Genomic DNA, 24,873 nt, shown 5'->3' on the forward strand with positions numbered 1-24,873 from the left:
ACTAGGGGAAGGAGTGTCCACATGGCTGCAGCAACAGAGGGCCGCAAGATCGCTCCCGGGACGGTCGACGCCGGAAGCGCGCAGCGAGCCCTGCGCAGGATCCGCGACTATCTCGCCCACAGCACCGACGCCACCACCGACATCACCATCCTCGGTGAACACGGTGACGACGATCCGCTCGTTCTGCCCCGGGCTACCGTCGAGATGTTCGCAACGATGCTTGCCGCGCTTGCCAACGGCCAGGGTGTTCAGCTCATGCCGGTCAACGCCATGCTGACCACGCAGCAGGCAGCAGACATGCTGAACGTCTCGCGGCCCTACCTGATCGGGCTCCTGGAGAGGGGCGAGATCCCGTTCGAACTCGTCGGTCGGCACAGGCGTGTCACTTTCAACGACGTCATGGAGTACAAGCGCAAGGACGACCGCGACCGCAAGGCCGCGGCCGACTCCCTCACCAGCCTCGACGAAGAGCTGGGGCTCCTCTGATATGGCCTTCGTTGTCCTGTATGACGCCAACGTGCTCTACCCCAACACCGTCAGGGATCTGCTGATCCGCCTGGCCCGGCACGGCATCGTCCAAGCCAAGTGGACCGAGCAGATCCTTGACGAGGTGCAGGAGGCACTGCGGCGCAACGGTGTCGGAGATGAGGAGAAGCGCACAGAGCTCCGCAGTCGTATGAACGCAGCGGTACGGGACTGCCTGGTCACCGGCTACGAGTCGCTCATCGAGGGACTCAAACTGCCGGACCCGAACGACCGGCACGTGCTCGCCGCGGCCATCAAGAGTGGCGCACAGGTCATCGTGACGGACAACCGTAAGGACTTCCCGGCCGACTACCTCACCAATTGGGACATCGAACGCAAGACGGCCGACGACTTCGTCATGGACTTGATCGACCTGGACGACCGGGTCGTCTACGGCTGTGTGATGGAGATAGCGAACAGCCGTACACGGAAGCCGGTCACTTTCGATGACGTCTTGGACCAGTTGGAGAGGTCGCAGTTGATCGGGGCGGTGAGCATGCTTCGCAGCGGCCCGAATTCAGGCGTCTGAGACAATGTCAGCGCGGTGGAACGTTCCCGGCAGACTGGTCCGACGATGATGCCTGGCCGTAGAGAATGGGCAGATCGATCAACCGGACGGCGGGGTCGGCTGCTGCTGCGGCGTGCGCCTTGTCGTTGAAGCCGGCTCCGCTGAAGCACATGAGCTGCGTGTTTGTGGTGTCATAGCGGCCCGTCAGAGTGACCAGGTCGCGGATGTGCCGAAGACGTTCGATGTGAGCAGCACCCATGATGTCGTTCCATTTGGCCTCTCCGACGGCCAGGAGCGGCGGCTTCTCGCCATCGGCGATCCCGATCACCGCCACGTCGACCTCATGACCGGTTTTGGCTTTGGGGTCGTGGACGACGCCTTGTCCGACGCGGGCGGGCAGGCCGCCGAGGAGCTCGGGGTCGGCGTGATGCAGCGCCCAGTCGCGGCAGACCTGCTCGAAGTGCGGTCCGAGAACGTTGCTGACGAAGCGGCGCCGACTGGCCTGCCAGACCCTTGCTGCACTGCCCGGGCGTTCGAGCTGGTCCCAGACCGGCCGCATGATCGCGTGGTAGAAGCCGATCAGCGGTTCGGAGATGCGATAGGTGGGCCTGTTGTCGCGGAAGACGTCAGCATCCCGGTGGAGCAACCCGGCGTCTTCGAGGACGTTGATGGGGTGCGCGATGTCAGTGGCCTTCCGTTCCAGGTAGCCGGCCATGCCCGCGCGGGTGGCGTTGCCGTCCGCGACGGCGGCCAGGACGGACAGGTACAGAGCGGTATCCCGCAGGTCGGGCTCTTCGGTCAGCAGATAGCGCGCCTCACGGAAGAGAGGAGTTTCCGGATTGAGTACGGTGCGGACGACCCAGGCGTCGAAGTCGTCCGGGCCCTTCGGGCTGTCCCCGCGTGCGAACTCGCGCCGGTATGCGGGAGTGCCGCCCACGATCGCGTTCACCTTCATGGCCAGGTGGGGATCGGAAATGTCCCAGAACTCGGCGGCGAGACGGTGGTCGAGGGGACGGACGACCAACTCCAGTCCGGCCCGTCCGCGCAGTGGGGCACTGCCAGACAGCAGCCGGCCCATGAAGGGCAGGGCCGATCCGCACAGCAGCAGCCGGGTACGGGAGCCGGCGCGCTGGTCACGCAGAGGCCGCAGCGCCTCCTGGACGATCGACGGCAGCTCCGGGTTGGCCTTGACGAGGTACGGAAACTCGTCGATCACCACGGGGACAGGACTCTCGGCGTCGAGTGCGAGCAGTGCATCGACGGCCTCTGACCAGTTGGCGAAGTGGAACGGGCTGGCAGGGCGGACGTGAGCGGTCAGCGCCGCGCTGATCCGCCGCAGCGACTCGGCGTCGGCGGCCTCGGTCGCACCGAAGTAGAATCCTCCGGCGGCGCGGCAGGCGGCATCCAGCAGGAACGTCTTGCCCTGGCGACGACGCCCGGAGACCACGCCCAGGGTCGCTCCTGGCTGAGGATCGGTGATGAACCGGCTCAGCGCCGACCACTCGTGGTCCCGGTCGAACATGTCGGCGGGCTTGTCCATGGCCCGCCCCATATAGAGAAGTACGTCTCTATAAAGCGTACCCCTATATCTGCATGGTTGCGGCGCGTACCCGCGGTCCGCGGGCTCCGTGCCCTCCGGGGTGCGCGCAGATGGATCACGGCAAATGTCGCTGATGTCGGAGATGAGCAAGACTGGAAGTGAGACCGGAGAATGCCGAAGACCCCGGCCGCTGGAGCGGTCCGGGGTCTTCGTTCTGGCTGGTCAGCCGGTGCGGAGGATACGAGATTCGAACTCGTGAGGGGTTGCCCCCAACACGCTTTCCAAGCGTGCGCCCTAGGCCTCTAGGCGAATCCTCCGGGGGAGACATTACAGGGTGGAGGGGGGTGGGAGCGAACTCGTTCGCGGGGTGGGGGTGGGGTAGGGTTGGGCGCAGCCCCTCACGTGGCGCTATCTCGCTGAACTCCCCCAGGGCCGGAAGGCAGCAAGGGTAGGTGGGCTCTGGCGGGTGCGTGGGGGGTCTTCGCGTGTCGCACCCCCGTAAAAGCCCCCCACCGCGGCTCGGGGTCCGCTTGTCGGTGGGCGCCGATAGGCTCGTACTCGTGTCGCTCGCCCTCTACCGCCGCTACCGGCCCGAGACCTTCGCCGAGGTCATCGGGCAGGAGCACGTCACCGACCCGCTGCAGCAGGCGCTGCGGAACAACCGGGTCAACCACGCGTACCTGTTCAGCGGGCCGCGCGGGTGCGGGAAGACGACCAGCGCGCGCATCCTCGCCCGCTGTCTGAACTGCGTGGAAGGCCCCACCCCCACCCCCTGCGGCGTCTGCCAGTCCTGCACCGACCTGGCCAGGAACGGGCCGGGCTCCATCGACGTCATCGAGATCGACGCCGCCTCGCACGGTGGTGTGGACGACGCCCGCGACCTGCGCGAGAAGGCGTTCTTCGGCCCCGCGAGCAGCCGCTACAAGATCTACATCATCGACGAAGCCCACATGGTCACCTCCGCCGGCTTCAACGCGCTGCTGAAGGTCGTCGAGGAGCCCCCGGAGCACCTGAAGTTCATCTTCGCGACCACCGAGCCCGAGAAGGTCATCGGCACCATCCGGTCGCGCACCCACCACTACCCCTTCCGCCTGGTGCCCCCCGGCACCCTGCGCGACCACCTCGCCGCGGTCTGCGAGCGCGAGGCGATCCGGGTCGAGGACGGGGTCTACCCGCTGGTCGTCCGGGCCGGCGCCGGCTCCGTGCGCGACTCGATGTCCGTCATGGACCAGCTGCTGGCCGGCGCGGGGGACGACGGCGTGACGTACGCCATGGCCACCGCCCTGCTCGGCTACACCGACGCCGCCCTGCTGGACGACGTGGTGGACGGCTTCGCGGCCGGCGACGGCGCCGCCGTCTTCGAGATCGTGGACCGCGTGGTCGAGGGCGGGCACGACCCGCGCCGCTTCGTCACCGACCTGCTGGAGCGGCTGCGCGACCTGGTGATCCTCGCCGCCGTGCCCGACGCGGTGGAGAAGGGCCTCATCGACGCCCCGCGCGACGTGGTGGACCGGATGAAGGCGCAGGCGTCGGTCTTCGGCGCCGCCGAGCTGAGCCGCGCGGCCGACCTGGTCAACACCGGGCTGACGGAGATGCGCGGCGCGACCTCCCCGCGGTTGCAGCTCGAACTGATCTGCGCCCGCGTGCTGCTCCCCGCCGCGTACGACGACGAGCGCTCGCTGCAGGCCCGGCTGGAACGGCTCGAGCGCGGCGCCGGCCCGGTCGGTACGGGCGGGTACGGCGGAGCGGGCGGCGGTACGGACCCGGCGGCGTACGGTGCGGCAGGCGCGTCGGGCGTCGGCGGCGGCACGGGTACGGGCGGCCCGGCGGGGCCCGCGGGTCCGGCGGCGGCTCGGGCGGCACTCGGCCGTACGGCACCAGGCGCAACGGGTACGGCAGGTACGCCGGCGGCTGCGGCAACCGGGCCGGAGGGGCAGTCCATCGGGGCGCCCCAGGGCGTACCGGCACCGGCGAACCCGGCCGCGTACTCGGCCCCCAGCACCCCGGACCCGCAGGTCGGCCAGGCAGCGGACCCCGCGTACCAGAACGCGGCACCGTCCCCGCAGGCCGCGCCGGCGTACCCGCAGCAGGGCGCCGCGAGCGGTACGGCGGCGGGCGGTACGGCGGAGAACCGTCCGTCCGGTCGCCCCGGCGCCTGGCCCGTGGTGAACCAGGGCGGAGCCCAAGGCGGCCAGGGCGTACCAGGAGGGCAAGGCGGCCAGGGCACCCCGGGCACGAGTCAGCACGGTGCGCCGCAGAGCCCGCCCCCGCAGAGCGCCCCCCGCCCCGGTGCCTGGCCGACCGCGGCGTCCCCCGGCGCCGGCGCGCCGCCTCAGCAGGCCCCGGCGCCCCAACAGCAGCAAGCGCCTCGACCGCCCGCGCAGCAGCAGCCGCCGCCGCAGCCGAGCGCCGTGGCATCCGTCGGCGACCCCTCTCGGGTACGCGAGCTCTGGCCCCAGATCCTGGAAGCCGTCAAGCACCGGCGGCTGACGTGGATGCTGCTGCTCAACAACGCCCGCATCGTCGGGTTCGATGGCGAGACGCTGCAGATCGGCTTCGACAACCCCGGGGCGCGCAACAGCTTCGCCAACGGCGACAGCGAGGACGTGCTGAAGCAGGCGATCGCTTCGGTCGGCGGCGGCCAATGGCGGATCGAGACGCTGGTGGACCCGGGTGGCGGCGGGGGCGGCGGCCGCGGTGGCGCACCTCGCGGCGGCGGTCCTGGTCCGGGGGGAGCGCCCCAGGGCGGGTACGGCGGAGGGTCGTCGTACGGCCAGGGCCCAGGCCAGGGTGCGCCCGGTGACGGGTACGGCGCCCCGCCGGCAGCTCGCCGTGACACCCCGGGTACGGGCGGCGGCCAGGCACAACAGCCGTCGGCTCCCGGCCCGAGCCCGGCGCAGGCCCCGAACAGCCGCGCCCTTTCCGGCGGGCAGGGCAGCGCGGGCCCGGCCCCGGGTGCGGGCCCGGCGCCCGGCGCCGGCACCGCGAACGCGACGGCGTACGCCCCCTCGGGGCCGTACGCCACCGGCATGTCCGAGCCCCCGCCGCTCGAGGACGACATCCCCGAGGACGACGACCCCGATCTGGTCGACTCGGCGCTCAGCGGCCACGACCTGTTCATCAAGGGCCTTGGCGCCACGGTGATCGAGGAGATCCAGCACGAGTGAGCGGGCCCTGCGGGGCAGCGGATCCGCTGCCGCGGCTGGCACGGAGGGAGGGGCGGGGGCGACGCTTCCGTGCGGGTTGTACGGGTTCGATGCGGTCACCCCGTCGGCTTGCGCTCGGGCTGTACGCATGTCGGGGCACCCTCCCAGCCCGCCCTCGGGTTGTACGAACCCGACGTGGGCACCCTGTCGGCTACGGCTCAGGCGGCGCGTCATGACGGGACACCCTTCCCGCTTGCGTGCGGGTGGTACGGACCCGACGAACCCCGTACGGACCCGACGAACCCCGTAGGGACCCACACGAACCCCGTAGGGAACCGCCCCGCTCCGAGAACCGTTTCCCACGTGTGCGGGCCGTACGGAAAACCGCCACAGCCCCGCCACACCGATCCTCCCTACGGCGTAGGGCGCGGCGCCGTACGAGCACGTAGGCTCGACACGCGACCAGAACGCGGTACGGCGCTGCAGCCGGACGGCGGACACGGCACCCCGCCGCGGCCCGCCCGACAGCTCGGCGACCGGCCGTCCGACCGGCCGTGCGAGCACCGGCAGCACCGCAGGTACAACCGCACGTACAGCAGAAGCACGACGAGGCACCCCGCGCAAGCGGCGGCACAAGGCAGGAGCGATTCCGTGATCCCCGGTGGCGGTCAGCCCAACATGCAGGCGCTGCTCCAGCAGGCGCAGAAGATGCAGCAGGACCTCGCGGCGGCCCAGCAGGAGCTCGCCGAGGCGATGGTGGAGGGCTCGGCCGGCGGCGGCCTGGTGCGGGCCACGGTGACGGGCGCGGGCGAGCTGCGCGCGCTGGTGATCGACCCGAAGGCGGTCGACCCCGACGACACCGAGACCCTCGCCGACCTGGTGGTCGCCGCGGTCCACAACGCGAACGAGGCGGCGCAGTCGCTCCAGCAGGAGAAGCTCGGCCCGCTCGCCCAGGGCCTGGGCGGCGGCGGTTTCCCGGGCCTCGGCCTCTGAGCGGAGGCCGGTACGCGGCAGCCGAGCCGAGCGGTACGGCGCCGTACCCGTGGAACGGCGCGGCACCGGCCCGTACGGTGTGGGCCCCGGCGGACGGCCACCGGACCCGGCACCACATCAGTCCGGAACCCCGACCCCTCTGATCATCCGACAACTCCCCCGTAGCGACCCCGAGCGAGCGACCAAGGAAGGCGCGGCGTGTACGAAGGCGTGGTGCAGGACCTCATCGACGAGCTGGGCAGGCTGCCCGGCGTGGGTCCCAAGAGCGCTCAGCGGATCGCCTTCCACATCCTGCAGGCGGACCCGGCGGACGTGCGGCGCCTGGCGCACGCGCTGTCCGAGGTGAAGGCGAAGGTGCGGTTCTGCGCGGTGTGCGGCAATGTCGCGGAGGACGAGCAGTGCCGGGTCTGCCGCGACCCGCGCCGCGACCCGGCGGTGATCTGCGTGGTCGAGGAGCCCAAGGACGTGGTGGCGATCGAGCGCACCCGCGAGTTCCGCGGCCGATACCACGTGCTCGGCGGGGCGATCAGCCCGATCGAGGGCGTCGGCCCGGACGATCTGCGGATACGGGAACTGCTCACCCGCCTCGCGGACGGCACGGTGACCGAGCTGATCCTGGCGACGGACCCGAACCTCGAGGGCGAGGCGACGGCGACCTACCTGGCCCGGATGGTGAAACCGATGGGTTTGCGCGTGACGAGACTGGCCAGTGGCCTACCTGTGGGTGGCGACTTGGAGTACGCGGACGAGGTCACGCTGGGGCGGGCCTTCGAAGGGAGGCGGTTGCTCGATGTCTGACGCAGTCGTGGACAAGGACGACAGGGAAATGACCAGCGCTACGACGGGCACGGCGGGCGCCTCCGGCGCCGCGGGCCGCGGTGGGCGGCCGGACCCGGTGCGGCAGGAGCCGGACGGCTTCGCGGTGCAGATCGGCGACCAGATCGAGAGCTTCATCCTCTCGGTGCGCGAGGTGGCCAAGGGCGACGACCCGGACAGCGCGGTGCCCTACCTGCTGCTGGAGGTCTCCCAACTGCTGCTCGCGGGCGGCAGGTTGGGCGCGCACGAGGACATCGTCCCGGACGAGCGGTACGAGCCGGACGCCGGCCCGGAACCGGACGAGGACGACCTGCGGCAGCGCCTGGCGACCCTGCTGGAGCCGATCGACGTCTACTCCGAGGTCTTCGACCCCTATGTGCCGCGCTCGGCGCCGGTCGCGTGCCGCATCTCCGACGACCTCGCGGACGTCGTCGCCGACCTCGCCCACGGGCTGACCCACTTCCGGGCCGGGCGGGTCTCGGAGGCGCTGTGGTGGTGGCAGTTCTCCTACCTTTCCAACTGGGGGCCCACCGCGAGCGCGTCGCTGCGCGCCCTGCAGTCGCTGGTGGCGCATGTCCGGCTGGACAGCCCGCTGGACGAGCTGGACGGCCTGGACACGGGCAACGAGGCGGACGACGAGGAGACGCTGGCCAAGGAGGCGGGCCGGGTGATGGAGGCCGAGCTCGGCACGATCGGGCTGCGGGAGCGGCGGCGCCGCTAGGTTCCTCCGGGACGTACCGGTACGGCTCAGCGCATAGCGGCACGTACCGGGTACGCACCCGCTCGGCTGGTGGACGGGAGTCGGTGGCGCGGTCCTGGCGCGAGGCACTTGCTGCTGCCCTCACTGGTGCTGGTACTGGTGCCGCTGCCGGGCCTTCGCGGTGATCACCTGCTGGGCCCCGCGTCTCAGCATGCGATACGTCCGGGGCGCAGGGTTGCCGCTCGTTAGACTGGGCTGACCGCATTCGGACGTATTCACCCTGAGCGAGGAGCGCACGTGGCCCTTGTCGTGCAGAAGTACGGCGGCTCCTCAGTCGCCGATGCCGAGGGCATCAAGCGGGTCGCCCGCCGGATCGTGGACACCAAGAAGGCCGGCCACCGGGTGGTCGTGGTGGTGTCGGCGATGGGCGACACCACGGACGAGCTGATCGATCTCGCCGAGCAGGTCTCGCCGATCCCCTCCGGCCGCGAGTTCGACATGCTGCTGACCGCCGGCGAGCGCATCTCGATGGCGCTGCTGGCGATGGCGATCAAGAACCTGGGCCACGAGGCGCAGTCGTTCACCGGCAGCCAGGCCGGCGTGATCACCGACTCCGTGCACAACAAGGCGCGGATCATCGACGTCACCCCGGGCCGTATCCGCACCGCGCTGGACGAGGGCAACATCGCCATCGTGGCCGGCTTCCAGGGCGTCTCGCACGACAAGAAGGACATCACCACGCTCGGACGCGGCGGCTCCGACACCACGGCGGTGGCGCTGGCGGCCGCGCTGGACGCCGAGGTGTGCGAGATCTACACCGACGTCGACGGCGTCTTCACCGCGGACCCGCGGGTGGTGAAGAAGGCCCGCAAGATGGACTGGATCGCCTTCGAGGACATGCTGGAGCTGGCCAGTTCCGGCTCGAAGGTGCTGCTGCACCGCTGCGTGGAGTACGCCCGCCGCTACAACATCCCCATCCACGTGCGTTCCTCGTTCTCCGGACTTCCGGGCACCTGGGTCAGCAACGAACCGCCGCAAGGAGACAGGCCGATGGAGCAGGCGATCATCTCGGGCGTCTCGCACGACACGTCCGAGGCCAAGGTCACGGTCGTCGGCGTGCCGGACAAGCCGGGCGAGGCCGCGACGATCTTCCGGGCCATCGCCGACGCCGAGATCAACATCGACATGGTGGTGCAGAACGTGTCGGCCGCCGCCACCGGGCTCACCGACATCTCCTTCACCCTGCCCAAGGCCGAGGGCCACAAGGCGATCGAGGCGCTGACCAAGGCGCAGACGGTGATCGCCTTCGACTCCCTGCGCTACGACGACCAGATCGGCAAGATCTCGCTGGTCGGGGCCGGGATGAAGACCAACCCCGGGGTCACGGCGACCTTCTTCGAGGCGCTGTCCAACGCGGGCGTGAACATCGAGCTGATCTCCACCTCGGAGATCCGGATCTCGGTCGTCACCCGGATCGACGACGTCAACTCGGCTGTGCAGGCGGTGCATTCGGCGTTCGGCCTGGACAGCGAGAGCGACGAGGCGGTCGTGTACGGGGGCACCGGGCGCTGATCCCGCCCGGCGCCGACTGCCGCGGCTCCAGGCGCCGCCGGCAGTTTGTCGGCGCTCGCGGCTGCCCACAGTTGCCCACTGCTGCCCAGGACTGTTCGTGACAGCGGAAAGCGCTCCTCCTCGGCGGCAAACTCGGCCGCAGCCGGCCGGAACCGTCCGCCGTGGGGGAGCGTCTTCATGTCAGCGCCCTGCCCTAGGGTGGGTGGCACGCCGAGGACGGACCGGGGGGCCGCGCGGCGCTGACGGGGGCACCGAGGAAGAGTTGGTACGCATGGGCATAGTCGGCGGTCGATCGGTGAACCTGCCCTGCGCGTACAACCCTGGCGGGGGGATACGTGTCCAACAGGCGTGGCGGAGGCTTGGGGAATCGAGACGGCGTTCGGGCGACGCGGCGGCACCGTGCTGCCCCCGCGTATCCCGCGGCCGCGCGCGGCGGACCACGGTGCGGGCACCGTACGCGGTGGGCTGCCGGTGATCGCCCCCTGGCCGGTCCGGGTCGCGGGCGCCGAACGGGAGGGTGCTGACGCGCCGATGGCCGTGGGCACCACCGTCGACCACCTCACCGAGACCTACCGCGCGCACTACCGTTCCCTGCTCGGCCTCGCCGCGCTCCTCCTGGACGACACCGCCTCCTGCGAGGACGTGGTGCAGGAGGCGTTCATCCGGGTGCACTCCGCGCGCAGCCGCGTGCGCGACCCCGAGAAGACGCTGGCCTACCTGCGTCAGACGGTCGTCAACCTCTCCCGCTCGGCGCTGCGCCGGCGCATCCTCAGCCTGAAGCTGCTCGCCAAGCCGATGCCGGACATGGCGAGCGCGGAGGAGGGCGCGTACGAGCTGCTGGAGCGCGACCAGCTCAAGGCCGCGATGCGCAAGCTGCAGCGCCGTCAGCGCGAGGTCCTGGTCCTGCGGTACTTTGCGGACATGACCGAGGCGCAAGTGGCCCAGACGCTGGGCATCTCCCTCGGCTCGGTCAAGGCATACGGTTCCCGAGGACTCGCCGCGCTTCGTGTCGCGATGGAGGCGACGACATGACCCGCCCCGCCCCCGAAGAGGGCACCCCGCCCATGCCGGAGCAGCCGGATCGCTCGGAGCAGCGGCAGGTGCGGCCCGAGCGGAGCGAGGGGCCGAACGAGGCTGCGTTGAGCGGGGCCTCGCCGGCCGCCCCGAACGAGGGCGCGCCGGGCGAGGGTTCGTCGAAGGAAAGCGTGCCCGGCAACGAGGGGCCGGGCAAGGACGCTTCGGCGGACACCCCAGGCGCGGGCACGGCGGCCGAGAGCGCGTCGGCGGAGCCGGCAGCGGACGCGGTCGCCCCGGAAGGGGAGCCGGTTGCCGAGTCGGTGCCGGGCCAGGCCGGACGCGGTGGCGAGCCGACAGCGCTCGATGGACCCTTGAACGCGGCCAAGCCAGGCAAGCCGGTTGCCGCGCCCAAGACCGCGGCGCCCGAGACCTCACTACCCGAAACCGTCGTGCTGAAGGCGGCGCCCCGGGCTGTCCCGCCTGTGCCGCACATCTTCGACGTGACGCCCGAGGGGCACGACGACCTCGACGGGCTCAGCGTCGATGAAGCCGCGCTGCGCAGCCTCATGCACCAGGCGGTGGAGGGGCTGTCGGCGTCGCCGGACGCGTTGGACCACCTGCGGCGGGCCGTACCCCTGCGGCGGCAGCGCCGGCGGCAGGCCGCGGTCGGCGCGGTGGCCGCCGTACTGCTCGCGGGGCTGGCGGTGCCGGCGGTGATCCGCGCGGCCGACACCTCGGACCGTACGAACGCCGCCCCCGCCGGGCTCAGTTCGTCCGCGGGTGCGGCCTCGCCCTCCGGTGACCGCGCCCGCACCTCGGGCGCCGAGCCGCCGCGGACGGCAGCCACCTCGGGCGGGGCGACGTCCAAGCCGGTCGCGGGCGTGGGGCCCACCGGCGGGCCGACCCCGAGCGGCACCGGGCAGGCCGTTCCCGACTGCGCCAGCACCCAGCTCGGCGACGGCACCAGTTCGGCTGGCTCCCCCGACGCGGACGGCCGCGTCTACGGCTGGTTCCGCGTCGCCAACGTCTCCACTTCGCCCTGCGCCGTGCCGGGCCCGGGCCTGGTCACCGCCATCCCCCAGGGAACGGGCACCCCGGGCTCGATCCAGGTCGTCGCCCACACCGCGGGCGACGCGGCCACCGGGCTCCCCGTACCCGACTCCATCGGGCCCGTCGTCCTGAGCCCCGGCCAGGACTACGAGGTCGCCTTCGCCTGGGTGCCCACGGCCGGCGGTTGCACCGACGGCGACCCGACCACGCCGCCCGCCAGCCCCACGGCGACCCCGACCGAGACCGCCACCGGCGGTACCGACGCGGGCACCGGCACGGACAGCAACCCGGGCTCCACCGGCCTCGCTCCCACCCACGACACCTCGACCACGGCGGCCCCGCCCTCCGCCATCGAGCTCGACCACACCCCGGCCGCAGGCGCCCCCGTCGTCCCGGGCCCGGTCATCCCCAACGCCTGCTCCGGCACCGTCTACACCACCGCCGCCATCCCGGCCCCCGTGGACGCGCCCGCGTCCTGATGCCGGTCCCCGCGGGGCCGTCCCGAGTGGACGGTCCCGGGCTGACGCTCTCGCTGGGGCCGCGCGCCTGGCCCGCCGTTCAGCGGTTGCCGTCCGGGCACAGGGGCGGCCACAGGCGACAAGGGCCGCGCTCGCGCGGGAGTTCGCCGCTCGCATCGGCCAACGGGTGCCCTTTCATCAGAGCGCCGCAGGTGCTGGCTGCCGGGTACGGGCGGAGGCCGCGGTGCCCTACTGTTCTCGTTCACAGCCGCCCACCCTCCCTGCGAAGTGGCAACTCGCCCGCGCCCACCTCGCCTCCGCCCACATCGGCCCCTGACCCACCTCGCCCGCGCCCACCTCGGCCGCCCTCGCCCCGACAGCGCCCGACACCGCACCCGCGGCTGCGTCCTTCAGGGGACCCCGTCTGCGAACCCGTCCGCGAGCCCGCCGGTGAACCCACCGGCCAACCCGCCGGCAGACCCGCACCCCGTCTCGCCCCTCCGGCCCCCTCCGTACCTCACCGGACACGGCCCTCTACCTGGGGCGCCGTCCGGCCCACGGGGGTGGGTGCCGAGGGCCCAGGAAAGGCACGTACCGTGGGGGCTGTGTACCGGTTCCTGCTCACACCTCGCTGGCTCGCCGTCAGCCTGCTCGCACTGCTGGCCGTGCCGGTGTGCGTGTTCATGGGGAGCTGGCAGCTGAGCCGGTTCGAGTGGCGGGTCAACGAGCACCGCACCGCCGCCCAGGACCAGCGCAAGGTCGCCGAGGCGCCCCCGGTGCCGCTCGCCAAGGTGCTTCCCGACCCGCGGGCCGACGTCCAGGACGACGACGCCAACCGCATCGTCAGCGCCACCGGCAGCTACGACACCGCGCACCAACTCCTCGTCCCCGGCCGCACCCTGGACGACCGCAACGGCTACTACGTGCTCACCCCGCTGCGCCTTTCCGGCGGCGCGGCCCTTCCCGTCGTGCGGGGCTGGCTGCCGGGCAGCGCGAGCGCGGCCCAGCACCGGGGCACCGTGCCGCCCGCCCCCGCGGGGACGGTCACGGTCACCGGCGCCATGCAGTACCCCGAGACCACCGAGTCCCCGGACGTCGACACCAGCGGCACCCTGCCCTCCGGCCAGCTCGGCATCATCAGTGGCGCCTCCCTGGTCAACCTCCTCCCGTACCCCGTCTACAACGGCTGGATCACCGCCACCCACCCCGCGGCACCCCTCAAGGCGGTGCCGCCGGCCGAGGCCCCGGGCAGCAGCCTGGACCTGAAGGCGTTCCAGAACCTCGGCTACACCGGGCAGTGGTTCGTCTTCGCGGGCTTCGTGGTCTTCATGTGGTTCCGCTTCGTCCGCCGTGAGGCCGAGGCCCGGGCCGACGCGGCCCTCGGCATCCTCCCCGGCGACCCGGACGGCCCCGACGACGGTCCCGACACCCCCGAGGCACCGCTCACCCCGGGCCCCGACGGCGCCGAGGCCCCCGCCGAACACGACCCCACCCCGGCCACCCAGGCGTCCTGACCGCCCCATCGGCGGACCGGTTACCCGGCCCATCGGCGGACCGGCTGCCCGGCTCGACAGCTGACCGATTGCGCGGCTCATGGGCGTGAGCCGAGTCCGAACCGTGCCTTCAGACCGGGGCCTGCCCGGCGGGCAGGTGCCCGTCCTTCGGCCGGCCCCGGACCAGCCCCGGCCGCCCAGCACCTGCCCGAGCCCCGGCCGGGAGCCGCCCGCCCAGCACGTGCCCGAGCCTCGGCCGTTGTCCGAGCTTCGGCCGCCGCGCGAGCCTTGGCCGGGAGCCGGCCGCCCAGCACCTGCCCCAGCCTCGGCCGGGAGCCGCCCGCCCAGCACGTGCCCGAGCTTCGGCCGCCGCCCGAGCCTCGGCCGGACCCCGCCCGCCCGGCGCCCGACGAACCGCCCCCGAGCCCACGGCCGGCCCTCATCCGGGGCCGGCCCCGCGCCGACGCCTGCGGCTACGGCGCCACGTGCCGCAGCGCGAAGGCCAGCTCCAGGCGGACCTGCTTGATGCGCTCCTCCACCACCAGCGAGCCGTGGCCAGCGTCGTAGCGGTAGACCTCGTGGGGCTTGTCGAGGGCGCGCAGGCGCTCGACGTAGTTGTCGATCTGGCGTATCGGGCAGCGCGGGTCGTTCGTGCCCGCGCTGATGTAGACGGGGGCTGCGACCTGCTCGACGTAGGTGAGCGGGGACGATGCCTCGTACCGCTCGGGGACCTCCTCGGGGGAGCCGCCGAACAGGGTGCGGTCCAGCGCCTTGAGCGCCTCCATCTCGTCCGCGTACGCCGTGGGGTAGTCGGCGACGGGGACCGCGGCTATGCCGACCGTCCATGACTTCGGCTGGGTGCCCAGGCCGAGCAGGGTGAGGTACCCGCCCCAGGAACCGCCGGTCAGGACCAGGCGCTCGGGGTCGGCGAGCCCCGAGGCGACCGCCCACTCCCGCACGGCCGCGATGTCCTCCAGCTCGATCAGGCCGACGCGGTGCTTGAGCGCGTCGGTCCACTCACGGCCGTACCCGGTGGAGCCGCGGTAGTTGACCCGGACGACCGCGAAGCCGTGGTCGACCCAGGCGGCCGGGCCGGCCGCGAAGGCGTCGGAGTCGTGCCAGGTGGGGCCGCCGTGGATGTCGAAGACGGTCGGGAAGGGGCCGTCCCCGGCGTCGGCGGGGCGCTGCACGAGGGCGTGGATGCGGCCGCCTGGGCCGTCCACCCACACGTCCTCCACCGGCACCGATGCGGGCGCCCGCAGGCCCGGGGCCTCCAGGACCACGCCGCCGGCGGTGGAGCGTACGGCGGGCGGCTGCTCGGCCGAGGACCACAGGTACTCCACCGTGCCGTCCGGGCGGGCGGTGGCGCCGCTGATGCTGCCGGCGGGGGCGTCCAGCGCGGTGAGGGTGTGGTCCGCCAGGTCGTAGCGGAACATCTGGCCGCGGGCGTGGAAGTCGTGCACCAGCAGCAGGGCGGAGCCGTCCGGGTACCACTCGGCGTGCACGTCGCCCGGCAGGTCGATGGCCAGCGGGGTCTCCGTGCCGGTGGCGGTGTCCCAGATCATCGGCAGCCAGCGGTCGGTGCGCTGGTGGCCGACGAGCAGGCGGGTGTCGCCGGGCACGGGTGCGAAGCCGAGGCAGTCGAGGCCGAGCTCGCGCCGGCCGCCCTCGGTGTCGTCCAGCTCGGCGACCGCCGAGCCGTCGGCCACCCGCACCACGCGCAGCGCGCTGTGCATCGCGTCGCCGTGCTCGGTGTGCTCGATGACCAGCAGCGTGCCGTCCTCCGACAGGTCGCCCACGCCCGCGGACTCCGGGTGCCGGTATATCTCGTGATCGGTGCCGTCCGGGCGCACGACGTGCACGGTCGTGCCCTCCTCGTCCGTCGAGCGGCCGACGACGGCGAGGCCGCCGGGCCCGAGGGCGAGCCCGGCGGGGTAGGAGGGGGCGAGGCCGGGGGCCGCGGGGACGTCCTCGCCGCCTTCGAAGGGCTGCTTCATCCAGACGCCGAACTCGTCGCCGTCGGTGTCGGAGAACCACCACACCCATTCGCCGTCCCGGCTCAAGGTGCCGTCCGTCGTACCGTTCGGGCGGTCGGTGACCTGGCGACGACCGCCGGTGGCGCGGTCCCAGGCGTAGATCTCGTACGTACCCGTCACGTTCGAGACGAAGAGGCTGCGGTCGGGGGCGTCCTCGGCCCACTCAGGAAGTCCGACGCGCGGTGCGCGGAACCGCAGCTCCCACGCCGGCATGGCGCCGGCTTCCGACATGGGCCCGACGGCGGACCCGGTGATCTGGTTCATGCCCCCATCATGCTCTGCCGCACGCACATTCGGTGAGGCCCGCTTCGCAGCCTGTGGAAAACTCTGCGTATCCGCTGGTCAGCGCTGCGTGTTTCGAGGGGCCGCGGATGCACGCGGCACGGGTTTGGCGGCCGGCGGCGTGGGCACTCGCCGGCGGTACGGGACCGCGCACGTGAGGAGCAGCACATGGCCGACGCGATGGCCGACCGGCTCGGGGAGCCCGCGAGCGCGCCGACGAGCGAGTCGGCGATGGAGCACGGACGCATCGTGGTGGGTGTGGACGGCTCCGAGCCGTCGCTGCACGCGTTGCGCTGGGCCGACCGGCAGAGCGGGCTCACCGGGGCGGCGCTGGAGGCGGTGACCGCGTGGGAGATGCCGGCGTCGTTCGGCTGGGGCGGCGCGGTGCCGGGCCTGCCCGAGGGGTACGACCTGGGAGCCAACGCCGCCGAGGCGCTCGCCGACGCCGTCGCCCAGGCGCTGCCGCCGGACCGGGCCGACAAGGTCAACCAGGTCACGGTGATGGGCAACCCCGCGCAGGTGCTGCTCGACCGGGGCGAGGGCGCGGAGTTGATCGTGGTGGGCGTCCGGGGCCTGGGCACCTTCCGCGCCACGCTGCTGGGTTCGGTCAGCCACACGGTGACGGTGCACGCCCCGTGCCCGGTCGTCGTGGTGCGCGGTACGTCGGAGCAGGGGGACTGAACGGCCGCCGTGAACACCGGATGCGTAGGCGGCCCCGTTGGCGCCAAGCGCCGCGACACCCGTACGGCGCGGTCGACCACTGTCGTGGGCCCTCTCCGCGCGAGGGACACAACCTGCGGTTACACCCCTTCGCTGACCACCCTGCTGTCCAGCAGCGGGCCCAACTCCCGGGCCACGGTGTGCAGGGGGCCCGGGTCGCGGGCGGCGCGGGACATGATGATCGCGCCCTCGATCGCGCTGATCATGAGTGTGGCGAGCGAGTCGGCGTCGGCCGCCGGGACGCCCATCTCCGTGAGGGCCGCGGCCACCGGGGCGGACCAGGTGCCGAAGGCGGCGGCAGCGGCGGCGCGGGTGGACTCCACCGAGTCGGCGCAGTCGACGGTGGCGGCGGCGACCGGGCAGCCCGCGCCTTGACCGAGCACCTCGTACTCGTCCGTCCACTGCTTGACCATGGCCGCCAACAGCCCACTCGGCGTGGGGTGTTCCATGGCGCCGACGAAGCGGGCGACGCGCCGTCCGGCATAGCGACCGCCCCAGGCCACCGCCTCGTTGACCAACTGCTCCTTGCCGCCGGGGAAGTAGTGCTGCAGTGACCCGCGCGGGGCGTTGGCGTGCGCGGCCACCTCGCGCATCCCGGTGGCGCCGACGCCTCCGCGGCGGATGAGCTGCGCGGCGCTGAACACCATGCGCTCGCGCGGCCCGATGGTCTTCGGGGGCTGCGGGGCGGGTGCGGGGTCCTTTCCGGGGGTCGGCACGGCGTCCTCCTCGGGGGCGGGTGGGGGGTTGCGGCGGGCTTTCAACGGGTGTCGGACGGGCGTGGAGCAGGTGCTGCACGGGATGCGGACGGTTTCAGCCCAGCTTATAGACGCCGGTCAGGCCGTCCGGCCCGTATGTGTGGTGGACAGGTTCGAAACGGCGGGCCAGCACGCCGAGCAGCGCGGAACGGCCGGGCAGGACGAACGCGAGGACGTGGGTGACGCCGCGGGCGCGGGCTCGGGCGGCCAGCACGTCGAGCATGGCGCCGCCGGCCCCGTTGCGCTGCCAGAAGTCGACGACGAGCAGACCGAGTTCGGCCGGGGCACCGGGCTCGCACGGCGCGGCCAGGCTGCCGAGGCCGACCGGCTCCGCCCGGCTGCCGCGATGGGCGATCACCGCGTCGTGCTCCTCCGGGCGGGCCGCGAGCACACCCTTCGCGTACGCGGGCGGCAGCGCGCGCACCGGCGCGAAGAAGCGCCGCTGCACGGTGTCCGGCGAGCAGCGCGCGAACAGCCCGTCGAGCGCGCGGCCGTCCCCCGGCCGTACGGGCTCGACCGTCCACGCCGGGCGACCCGGTGCGGCAGCGGTCTCCGATCCCGCTATGACCGTCGTCATAGAGTCCATTATTATGACGCCGGTCATAGGTCGGCAAGCCCGCGGTGCGCGGGCGGCTACGAAGGGCGGTGGGCGCGTGGGCGCGGTGGAGGGGGCCGGCACGGCCGGAACGGACGCGGCAGGACCCGGCGCAGACGTCACGGGTACGCCCGCGCCGGTGGGCTTCATCGGGCTGGGCACCATGGGCGGGCCCATGGCCGTCAACCTCGCCCGCGCCGGTGTCCCGCTCCTCGTCTGGAACCGCACGCCGGAGAAGTGCGCGGCGGCAGCGGCCGCCGGAGCGCGGGTCGCCGACTCCGCACACGACGTCCTCGCCCGCTGCCGGACGGTGTTCCTGATGCTGGCCGACGAGACCGCGCTCGACGCCGTACTCCGGCGCGGTACACCGGAGTTCGCGGCCACCGTCAAGGGGCGCACCCTCGTGCACATGGGCACGACCGCGCCGGAGTTCTCCGCCGCGCTGGAGGCCGACGTCCTTGCCGCGGGCGGCAGTTACGTCGAGGCGCCCGTGTCGGGCTCCCGGGTGCCCGCGCAGGAGGGGCGGTTGGTCGCGATGCTCGCCGGGCGGGAGGAAGCCGTCGCCGCGGTGCGGCCGTTGCTCGCGCCCATGTGCCACGAGACCTTCGTGTGCGGGCCGGTGCCCGACGCCCTGGTGATGAAGCTGGCGGTGAACCTCTTCCTGATCACCACCGTCACCGGCCTCACCGAGGCGTTCCACTTCGCGGTACGACACGGCCTGGACCGCGACCGCTTTCTCGCCGTGCTCGACGCAGGGCCGATGGCCAGCGCGGTCTCCCGGATGAAGGCGCCCAAGTTGCGCGACCGCGAGTTCTCCGTCCAGGCCGCCGTGGCCGACGTACTGAAGAACAACGCCCTGATCGCGGCGGCCGCCCGCAGTTCCGGCACCGCGTCACCGCTGCTCGACGCCTGCCACGCCCTCTTCGCCGAGGCCGTGCGACTCGGCCACGGGGACGCCGACATGGTGGCCGTGCTGCACGCGATCGAGGCGCGGACGGACGCATCGTCCAAGGCGGAGGCGGTCCAGCAAGCTTGAGGCCCGCCCGCCGCCGCGGGCGTTCAGCCCGTACGGGTCAGCGTCACCGCCGTCTGCCGGACCGCGGTCACCTTGAACGTCACCCCGCCGAACTCCACCGTGTCCCCGGCCGCCGCGTCCTTGTAGGAGGCCACCGCGATCCCGGCGCAACTGGCGCCCAGCACCGCGGTGCCCGCGCCGGTGTCCACCGAAGTGGCGGCGACCGACAGGCCGGTGGGCAGGACGTGCAGGCCACCGTTGACCGGCAGTGTCCAGTCCGAGCCCTTGGGCGGGAAGCCGGCCGAAACAGCCGCGCGCACCGAGGAGTTGGTGCTGAAGCACAGCTTGTCGTCCGCGGCGCCGCCCTTGGACTTCAGCGAGGCGGGGGCGGCCGCGAGCGCGGTGCGCACGGATGCGTCCAGCGGTTCCAGGACGACCCGGTACGAGCAGATCTCCCGTACGGCGTAGGCGTGTCCGCCGAACGAGACCTGGGCGCCCAACTCGGCGGTACGGGTCTGCTGGCCGTCGGCATAAGCGGCGCCGTCGCGCAACGTGGCCGTCCGGGTGGTGCCGTCGGCGCTCGCCCCGGTGTACTGCACCCCGCCGCCCGGCAGTTCGAAGCCGCCGCCGAGCGAGACGTGGACGCCGCCCGCCGGCGCGGTGCCCACGCAGACCGGTCCGGCGTCGTGCGCGGCCGAGCCAGTGGCCGTGGCCGGGGAACCGGTGGGAGTGGCCGGCGAGTCACCGCCGGAGGAGGAGCCGCAGCCTGCGAGAGCGAGCAACACCGCCGCTCCCGCGACCGCGTGGACGGTACGGGCGCTACGCATCGCCGCCGCCGTTCCCGCCGGCGGCCGGCTCGAGCACGATCCGCTCGCGGTAGTCGATCCGCGCCACCCGCCAGGCGTCGCCGGTGATGTCGACCACTTCGCCGGGGACCAGGTCCTCGTAGCGCGCCACCGGCTCGCCGCCGCTGCTCACCATGAGCGTGCCGTGCACCTGCGGCTCCTGGTAGATGCTCGCCACCAGGCTGTAGGAGCGTCCGTCGTGCTCGATGTCGTAGGGGATGTGGTAACGCACCGCCCAACTGCCGTCATCGGCCTGGAACGGGTACTTCACATGCTCGGTCATGGCGCTCTCTCGTCGGTTCTGGCGTCGGTACGGTGCGCACGCGCGCAAAGGATTCTGACGCTGCGTCAGCACGCTACGGGACGTCGTACGACTCGGGGTCCTGGAAGTACTTGTCGAACTGGTCCTGCGTGACCTCGATCGGCGGATAGCCGCTGACACCCCAGGGGTTGCCCAGGATGATCTTGCCGTCGGCGGTGAACCCCCGCACGTAGTAGGCGTGGTTGGAGCAGTAGCGGTTCCCCCACTCGGCCGGGTGGTTCTTGTCCAGGCTCTCGTCGGCCGGTGTGGAGACGGTGATGGCCTTGCCCGAGTCGAAGTCCTTCTTCAGGGTGGAGAAGCGGTCGTCCGGCACCGACTGCAGGCCCAGGAAACCGCCGCTCTTGGTGATGTCGTGGCCCGAACTGCCGGTCAGGAAGGGCGCGGAGGCCTTCGGGTCGTCGCCCTCGATGCCGCCGTAGCCGTTCTGGCCGTTCTCGTCGTGGTAGACCTGCGCGAACGCCTTCTCGTAGTACGCCGGCCAGGTGTCGCCGTTGCCGTAGGTGCTGATCGGGTTGCCGTTGGTGTCGGTCGGCAAATCCGGAGTGACGGTCACCCACTGGTAGTTGCCACTCTTGTCCCACACCCGCACGCTCACCGTGCCGTTGGGGTTCTGCTTGATGCCGTCCTGGATGAACTGCGGGTCCCGCTGGGCGACCGAGGCGAGTGACGCGACGTACCAGCAGTCGCCGAACTGGCGCTGGTTGATGTCGTCCGCGGAGACCGGGCCGTTGAAGAGCGGGTCGCTCGGGTCCTGCCAGTGGATACCGGAGTTGTTCAGGCCGTTCTGGCTGTTGCCGCCGTCCTTGTACGCCGCGGAGTTGGTGAAGGTCGGCTGCACCTCGGGGAAGGCGGTGGTGAACTTGGTCAGGTTGTCCGCGCCGATCCGCGACAGCAGGGTGCTCAGCGCCTTGTCCCGCTGGTCCTGCGGCAGCCCGTTGTGGTCGAAGGGGTTGAGCCAGGAGTCGTCGGTGTTGCTGAGCAGGGCGTTGTAGCGGGCGAGGTCGGCCGGGCTCGCCTTGGCGAAGACCGCGTCGAGTTCGGCGGAGGTCAGGCCGGTCAGCTCGTCGGTCACCTTCTGCAGGTCGTCGCGGTTGCCGTTGGTGCCGAAGTCCTTGTCGTTCAGGGCCTGCAGGTCCTTCAGCGCGTTGTCGACCTTCTTCGCGTCCGGGCCCTTCTCGTCCAGGAAGACGACGCTGGGGTCGACCGGGTAGCCGAGGTCGGCGAACTTCTGCAGCGACTCCAGTTGGGCGATGCGGCGCTTCATCGAGGACTGCATGTCGGACAGTTCGCTGCCCAGCGAGCCCGGCAGCCGGCTGGGCCCGAAGAAGGGGATGCTGACCACCTGGCCGACCAGGTTCTGCAGGTCGGGGTCGCGGGAGGCGCTCTGGCCGGCCGGCAGGTTCTGCTGCGCGGTGGTGAGCACTCCGGCCAACTTGGTGTGCAGGCCGCCCGCGTTCTGCGACAGGCCGTCCAGCTCCTTGGCGAGCGAGGTCAGTTTGACCGGGTCGAACCCCTTGAACGTCATCGCTTGCCTCCGGCCTTGGCGTTGGCGTTGGACTTCGCGGTCTTCGCGTCGCCCTCCAGCCGGGTGGCCTCGCTCTCCCAGCGGGCGGCGTCCGTCACCAGCGCGTTCGCCATCGAACTCAGCTTGGACTGGCGAGCCTTGAGTGTGGCCGTGCACTGGTCGGCGTACGGCCCCTGCCATATCGCGGTGTCGCCGCCCGTGCCGACCACGAAGTCGTCGGCCCGCGGTGTCGCCTTGCGGACGGCGTCGTCCAGGTACGGCCCCAGCGTCTTGGCTATCGCCCGTGCCTGCCTGGCGGCCTCCCTGAGGTTCTGGGCCCGCCTGTTCAGGTCCGCGGCGTCGTCCGTCGCTCCCACGATCTGCCCCCGTCGCTCCACTGCGCCGCCGGTACGGCGGCCTTGCGTTTTCCCCGGCCGCGCCCGGTAAGGACCGCTTCGTCACGGTTACGGGCGCCGCCGCACGGCAGCGGCTGACCGCGGCCAGTCAGGCAGCATAGCGAGGACGCGCCCGGCGGCAAGGCAACGGAATGTCGCAGAACGCCTACGAAATCGGGTGCGGCGGGCTCGGGGCGTGCCCACGCGGCCTCGGCGGGGAGGTCGGCGCGGCCCGTACGCGCGGCCGAGTCGGGCGGTACGGCCGGGTCGGGTGGTACGGCGGGGCCGGGCGTACGGCGGCCACGGCGAGCTCGGCGGTACGACGCGGGTAACGGCGCCGCTGCCGCCCGTACGCGCGGCCGGGCACGGCCCCCCGCTCCCCGCGCGGACGCGCCCCGCCGAAAACCGGTGTCCCGCTCCGGCCCGGCGCGGCTAACGTGCCCGCACATGACCGCACCCGACGGACCGCCCCGGCTGACGCGTCTCACCTTCCACGGACCGCTTTCCGAGAGCCGGGCGGACCGGCTCGTCGCCCGGCTCGCCGCCGGCGCGCCCGCGACCGTGCTCGACATCGGCTGCGGGTGGGGGGAGTTGATGCTGCGGCTGCTGGCCGCGGTACCCGGTGCCCGCGGAATCGGACTCGACCTCAACGAGGAGGACCTGGCCCGCGGGCGGCGCAACGCCGAACTGCGGGGCCTGGCCGACCGGGTGGACTTCCTCGCCGAGTCGGCGACCGGCACCGGGCGCGGACCCGCGGACGTCGTCCTGTGCCTCGGTGCCGCCCAGGCGCTCAGCTCGCTGGAGCCGCCCGGGCACATCCCCGCTGCTTTCGAGGCGCTGCGGGGGCTCGTCGCGCCGGGCGGGCGCGTGCTGTTCGGGGACGGCTTCTGGGAACGGCCGCCGACCGAGGGGGAGTTGGCGGCGATGTGGCCGGGCGCGCATGCGGGGGAGTTCACCGACCTGGCCGGGCTGGTGGACCTCGCGCACGAGGCGGGCTTCCGGGCCGCGTGGATCGACCCGGCGACGCTGGAGGAGTGGGACGAGTTCGAGTCCGGATACCGCGCCGACGTCGAGGAGTGGCTGGCCGCGCACGGGGACCATCCGCTGGCCGCGCAGACGCGGGAACGGGCCGACGGGCACCGCGCGCGGTGGTTGCGGGGCTATCGGGGCGTGCTGGGGCTGGCGTACCTGACGCTTGTCCCCGTGGGGTAGCGGGGCCCCCGCGCGGTTGCAGGTGGCTACGTACGGTCGCTACCCGCCACCGTGCCCGGCCGCACGCCGGTGGGGGAGGTCGCGCAGGTTGCCGTGCCCCACTGGCCGTACGGTCCGCCTCTGGCCGTACGATCCGACCCCCCGGACGGGTCGTGGCGCTGGCGGAGGGCGGGGCGCGGTTCGAGGATGGGAGCGTGCGGGGGCTGGTCGGATGGGTGGAGTGCGTCGTGGAGATGTTTCCCTCGCTGCCGCTCGAGTCGTGGCGGGAGAGCAAGGAGACGCTGCACCGCTTCCTGCAGGTCGTGGGGAAGGTGCGGCTTGAGGCGAGCCAGCGGCGGAACCACTGGTGGAACGTGCCCTTCCACATCACCGGGCGCGGGATCACGACCCGGCCCACCGGACCGTACGGCGGCGGCGACGCCTTCTGCGTGGACTTCGACTTCGTGGCGCACCGGCTGGTGGTCCGTACGCTGAGCGGGCGCGAGGTGTCGTTCCCGCTGGCCGGCCGCTCGGTCGCCGCGTTCTACGCCGACACGGTCGCGGCCCTGGACGCCCTCGGGATCCAGGCGCGGCCGCAGCACCCGTACCCGTACGACCTGCCCGACGCCGGGCGGCCCTTCGCGGAGGACGAGGAGCACCGGTCGTACGACCCGGCGGCGGTCACGCGCTACTGGCAGGTCCTCACGCAGGTCTCCCTGCTCCTGGAGGAGTACGCGGCCGGCTTCTCCGGTAAGACCAGCCCCGTCCACCACTTCTGGCACACCTTCGACATCGCGGTGACCCGCTTCTCCGGCCGGGAGGTCCCCGTCCCACCCGAGGCGGACCCCGTCACCCGGGAGGCGTACTCCCAGGAGGTGATCAGCGCGGGGTTCTGGTTCGGCGACGAGAACGTGCCCGCGCCCGCCTTCTACTCCTACACCGCGCCCGAGCCCGCCGACCTCACCACCCGGCCGCTCCACCCCTCGGCCGCCCAGTGGTCCCCCAACCGCGGCAGCCACCTCGCCCTCCTGACGTACGAGGACGCCCGCGCCACCCCCGACCCGTGGACCACCGTCCTCGACTTCTACGCCACCGCCTACCGCGCGGGCGCCGACCTCGCCGCCTGGGACCGCACCAAGGAGTGCCCCGACGGCATCACGGACCCCCACCTGCGGCCGTAGCCCGCACCCCGGAGGACTCCGCCCGGCGCTCGCGCTCGGCGTGCCGCCGCTCGATTTCCTGCCGCTCCGCCTCGGCCTCGGCCAGTTCCTCCTCGGTGATCCGCCCGTACTCGGACTCCCACCACACGACGGCCTCACGCAACCGCTCCCGCTCGCGCTGCCGCTCCACGGCCGTCCCCTCGTGCCGGTCGCCGTCCGCTTCTTCCCGCCCCGC

The 24,873-nt window shown here is 72.6% G+C and carries 23 protein-coding genes, 1 tRNA gene and 1 other RNA gene; 15 read left to right on the top strand and 10 right to left on the bottom strand.

All coding sequences use genetic code 11. The features are described 5' to 3' along the window. The first annotated feature begins 21 nt into the window (after nt 1–21). Nucleotides 22–486, top strand: coding sequence for a helix-turn-helix domain-containing protein (locus tag BLR33_RS05285; protein ID WP_093783068.1), 465 nt, complete (start codon nt 22–24; stop codon nt 484–486). 1 nt (nt 487) lies between these two features. Next, the gene (locus tag BLR33_RS05290; protein ID WP_093783069.1) at nt 488–1,054 is read left to right on the top strand and encodes a PIN domain-containing protein; all 567 of its coding nucleotides are present in this window, start codon (nt 488–490) and stop codon (nt 1,052–1,054) included. Between the two features lie 7 nt (nt 1,055–1,061). Here BLR33_RS05290 and BLR33_RS05295 read toward each other — a convergent pair whose 3' ends face one another. Further along, complete coding sequence (locus tag BLR33_RS05295; protein ID WP_093783277.1) at nt 1,062–2,573, bottom strand: AAA family ATPase; 1,512 nt, start codon at nt 2,571–2,573, stop codon at nt 1,062–1,064. 232 nt (nt 2,574–2,805) lie between these two features. Next, a tRNA-Ser gene (locus BLR33_RS05300) sits at nt 2,806–2,890 on the bottom strand. A 72-nt stretch (nt 2,891–2,962) separates the two neighbouring features. Here BLR33_RS05300 and ffs point away from each other — a divergent pair. The 9 genes from ffs (at nt 2,963) to BLR33_RS05345 (ending at nt 13,839) form a co-directional block, all read left to right on the top strand. Next, an RNA gene (ffs, locus tag BLR33_RS05305) (signal recognition particle sRNA small type) lies at nt 2,963–3,059 on the top strand. A 74-nt stretch (nt 3,060–3,133) separates the two neighbouring features. Then, nucleotides 3,134–5,740 (top strand): DNA polymerase III subunit gamma and tau, encoded by a 2,607-nt coding sequence (locus tag BLR33_RS05310; protein WP_245771167.1) that lies wholly within the window; start codon nt 3,134–3,136, stop codon nt 5,738–5,740. Nucleotides 5,741–6,370: 630 nt separating this feature from the next. Next, nucleotides 6,371–6,712: a YbaB/EbfC family nucleoid-associated protein gene (locus BLR33_RS05315; RefSeq protein ID WP_093783071.1), complete on the top strand. Its 342-nt coding sequence runs from the start codon at nt 6,371–6,373 to the stop codon at nt 6,710–6,712. A 198-nt stretch (nt 6,713–6,910) separates the two neighbouring features. Beyond that, on the top strand, nt 6,911–7,510 hold the full coding sequence (gene recR / locus BLR33_RS05320; protein WP_093783072.1) for a recombination mediator RecR: 600 nt from the start codon (nt 6,911–6,913) through the stop codon (nt 7,508–7,510). Beyond that, the gene (locus tag BLR33_RS05325; protein ID WP_245771168.1) at nt 7,503–8,249 is read left to right on the top strand and encodes a DUF5063 domain-containing protein; all 747 of its coding nucleotides are present in this window, start codon (nt 7,503–7,505) and stop codon (nt 8,247–8,249) included. Before recR ends, BLR33_RS05325 begins: the two co-directional genes overlap by 8 nt. Before the next feature lie 276 nt (nt 8,250–8,525). Next, nucleotides 8,526–9,800 carry an aspartate kinase gene (locus BLR33_RS05330; protein WP_093783074.1) on the top strand — a complete coding sequence of 425 codons (1,275 nt, stop codon included), beginning with the start codon at nt 8,526–8,528 and terminating at the stop codon, nt 9,798–9,800. A gap of 465 nt (nt 9,801–10,265) precedes the next feature. Next, complete coding sequence (locus BLR33_RS05335) at nt 10,266–10,832, top strand: SigE family RNA polymerase sigma factor (protein WP_093783278.1); 567 nt, start codon at nt 10,266–10,268, stop codon at nt 10,830–10,832. Next, entirely contained in the window at nt 10,829–12,346 is a 1,518-nt protein-coding gene (locus BLR33_RS05340; protein ID WP_093783075.1) for a hypothetical protein, read from the top strand. Before BLR33_RS05335 ends, BLR33_RS05340 begins: the two co-directional genes overlap by 4 nt. A 584-nt stretch (nt 12,347–12,930) precedes the next feature. Next, a complete protein-coding gene (locus BLR33_RS05345; RefSeq protein ID WP_093783076.1) occupies nt 12,931–13,839 on the top strand; it encodes an SURF1 family protein in 909 nt (302 codons plus the stop codon). Nucleotides 13,840–14,291: 452 nt separating this feature from the next. Here BLR33_RS05345 and BLR33_RS05350 read toward each other — a convergent pair whose 3' ends face one another. Beyond that, nucleotides 14,292–16,118 carry a S9 family peptidase gene (locus BLR33_RS05350; RefSeq protein ID WP_407639636.1) on the bottom strand — a complete coding sequence of 609 codons (1,827 nt, stop codon included), beginning with the start codon at nt 16,116–16,118 and terminating at the stop codon, nt 14,292–14,294. Nucleotides 16,119–16,367: 249 nt separating this feature from the next. On the opposite strand from BLR33_RS05350, the gene BLR33_RS05355 reads away from it, so the two are divergent. Then, nucleotides 16,368–16,817, top strand: a complete 450-nt coding sequence (locus BLR33_RS05355; RefSeq protein WP_093783280.1) for a universal stress protein — start codon at nt 16,368–16,370, stop codon at nt 16,815–16,817. Between the two features lie 119 nt (nt 16,818–16,936). Here the strand turns inward: BLR33_RS05355 and BLR33_RS05360 are convergent, their stop codons facing one another. Both BLR33_RS05360 and BLR33_RS05365 read right to left on the bottom strand, forming a co-directional pair. Beyond that, on the bottom strand, nt 16,937–17,503 hold the full coding sequence (locus tag BLR33_RS05360) for a TetR/AcrR family transcriptional regulator (protein WP_093783281.1): 567 nt from the start codon (nt 17,501–17,503) through the stop codon (nt 16,937–16,939). 163 nt (nt 17,504–17,666) lie between these two features. Then, nucleotides 17,667–18,188, bottom strand: a complete 522-nt coding sequence (locus BLR33_RS05365) for a GNAT family N-acetyltransferase (RefSeq protein ID WP_093783077.1) — start codon at nt 18,186–18,188, stop codon at nt 17,667–17,669. Nucleotides 18,189–18,345: 157 nt separating this feature from the next. Here BLR33_RS05365 and BLR33_RS05370 point away from each other — a divergent pair, with 157 nt between their 5' ends. Then, a complete protein-coding gene (locus tag BLR33_RS05370; RefSeq protein ID WP_407639637.1) occupies nt 18,346–19,242 on the top strand; it encodes an NAD(P)-dependent oxidoreductase in 897 nt (298 codons plus the stop codon). Between the two features lie 23 nt (nt 19,243–19,265). Here the strand turns inward: BLR33_RS05370 and BLR33_RS05375 are convergent, their stop codons facing one another. The 4 genes from BLR33_RS05375 to BLR33_RS05390 all read right to left on the bottom strand — a co-directional run bounded on the left by BLR33_RS05375 (nt 19,266) and on the right by BLR33_RS05390 (nt 22,269). After that, nucleotides 19,266–20,048: a hypothetical protein gene (locus BLR33_RS05375; protein WP_093783079.1), complete on the bottom strand. Its 783-nt coding sequence runs from the start codon at nt 20,046–20,048 to the stop codon at nt 19,266–19,268. After that, nucleotides 20,041–20,349 carry a hypothetical protein gene (locus tag BLR33_RS05380; RefSeq protein WP_093783080.1) on the bottom strand — a complete coding sequence of 103 codons (309 nt, stop codon included), beginning with the start codon at nt 20,347–20,349 and terminating at the stop codon, nt 20,041–20,043. Before BLR33_RS05380 ends, BLR33_RS05375 begins: the two co-directional genes overlap by 8 nt. A 73-nt stretch (nt 20,350–20,422) precedes the next feature. Then, nucleotides 20,423–21,913 (bottom strand): C2 family cysteine protease, encoded by a 1,491-nt coding sequence (locus BLR33_RS05385; protein ID WP_093783081.1) that lies wholly within the window; start codon nt 21,911–21,913, stop codon nt 20,423–20,425. Continuing rightward, nucleotides 21,910–22,269 (bottom strand): hypothetical protein, encoded by a 360-nt coding sequence (locus BLR33_RS05390; protein WP_093783082.1) that lies wholly within the window; start codon nt 22,267–22,269, stop codon nt 21,910–21,912. The genes BLR33_RS05385 and BLR33_RS05390 overlap by 4 nt, the downstream gene beginning before the upstream one ends. A 465-nt stretch (nt 22,270–22,734) precedes the next feature. Here BLR33_RS05390 and BLR33_RS05395 point away from each other — a divergent pair, with 465 nt between their 5' ends. Further along, nucleotides 22,735–23,499 (top strand): SAM-dependent methyltransferase, encoded by a 765-nt coding sequence (locus tag BLR33_RS05395; RefSeq protein WP_093783083.1) that lies wholly within the window; start codon nt 22,735–22,737, stop codon nt 23,497–23,499. A gap of 227 nt (nt 23,500–23,726) precedes the next feature. Then, nucleotides 23,727–24,659 (top strand): DUF5996 family protein, encoded by a 933-nt coding sequence (locus BLR33_RS05400; protein WP_093783282.1) that lies wholly within the window; start codon nt 23,727–23,729, stop codon nt 24,657–24,659. On the opposite strand, the gene BLR33_RS05405 is transcribed toward BLR33_RS05400, so the two are convergent. Continuing rightward, a complete protein-coding gene (locus BLR33_RS05405; RefSeq protein WP_245771169.1) occupies nt 24,634–24,828 on the bottom strand; it encodes a hypothetical protein in 195 nt (64 codons plus the stop codon). The two genes, BLR33_RS05400 and BLR33_RS05405, sit on opposite strands and share 26 nt — an antisense overlap. Nucleotides 24,829–24,873 lie beyond the last annotated feature (45 nt).

It is taken from the genome of Actinacidiphila guanduensis, assembly GCF_900103985.1.
In the GTDB taxonomy this organism is placed as follows: Bacteria; Actinomycetota; Actinomycetes; order Streptomycetales; family Streptomycetaceae; genus Actinacidiphila; species Actinacidiphila guanduensis.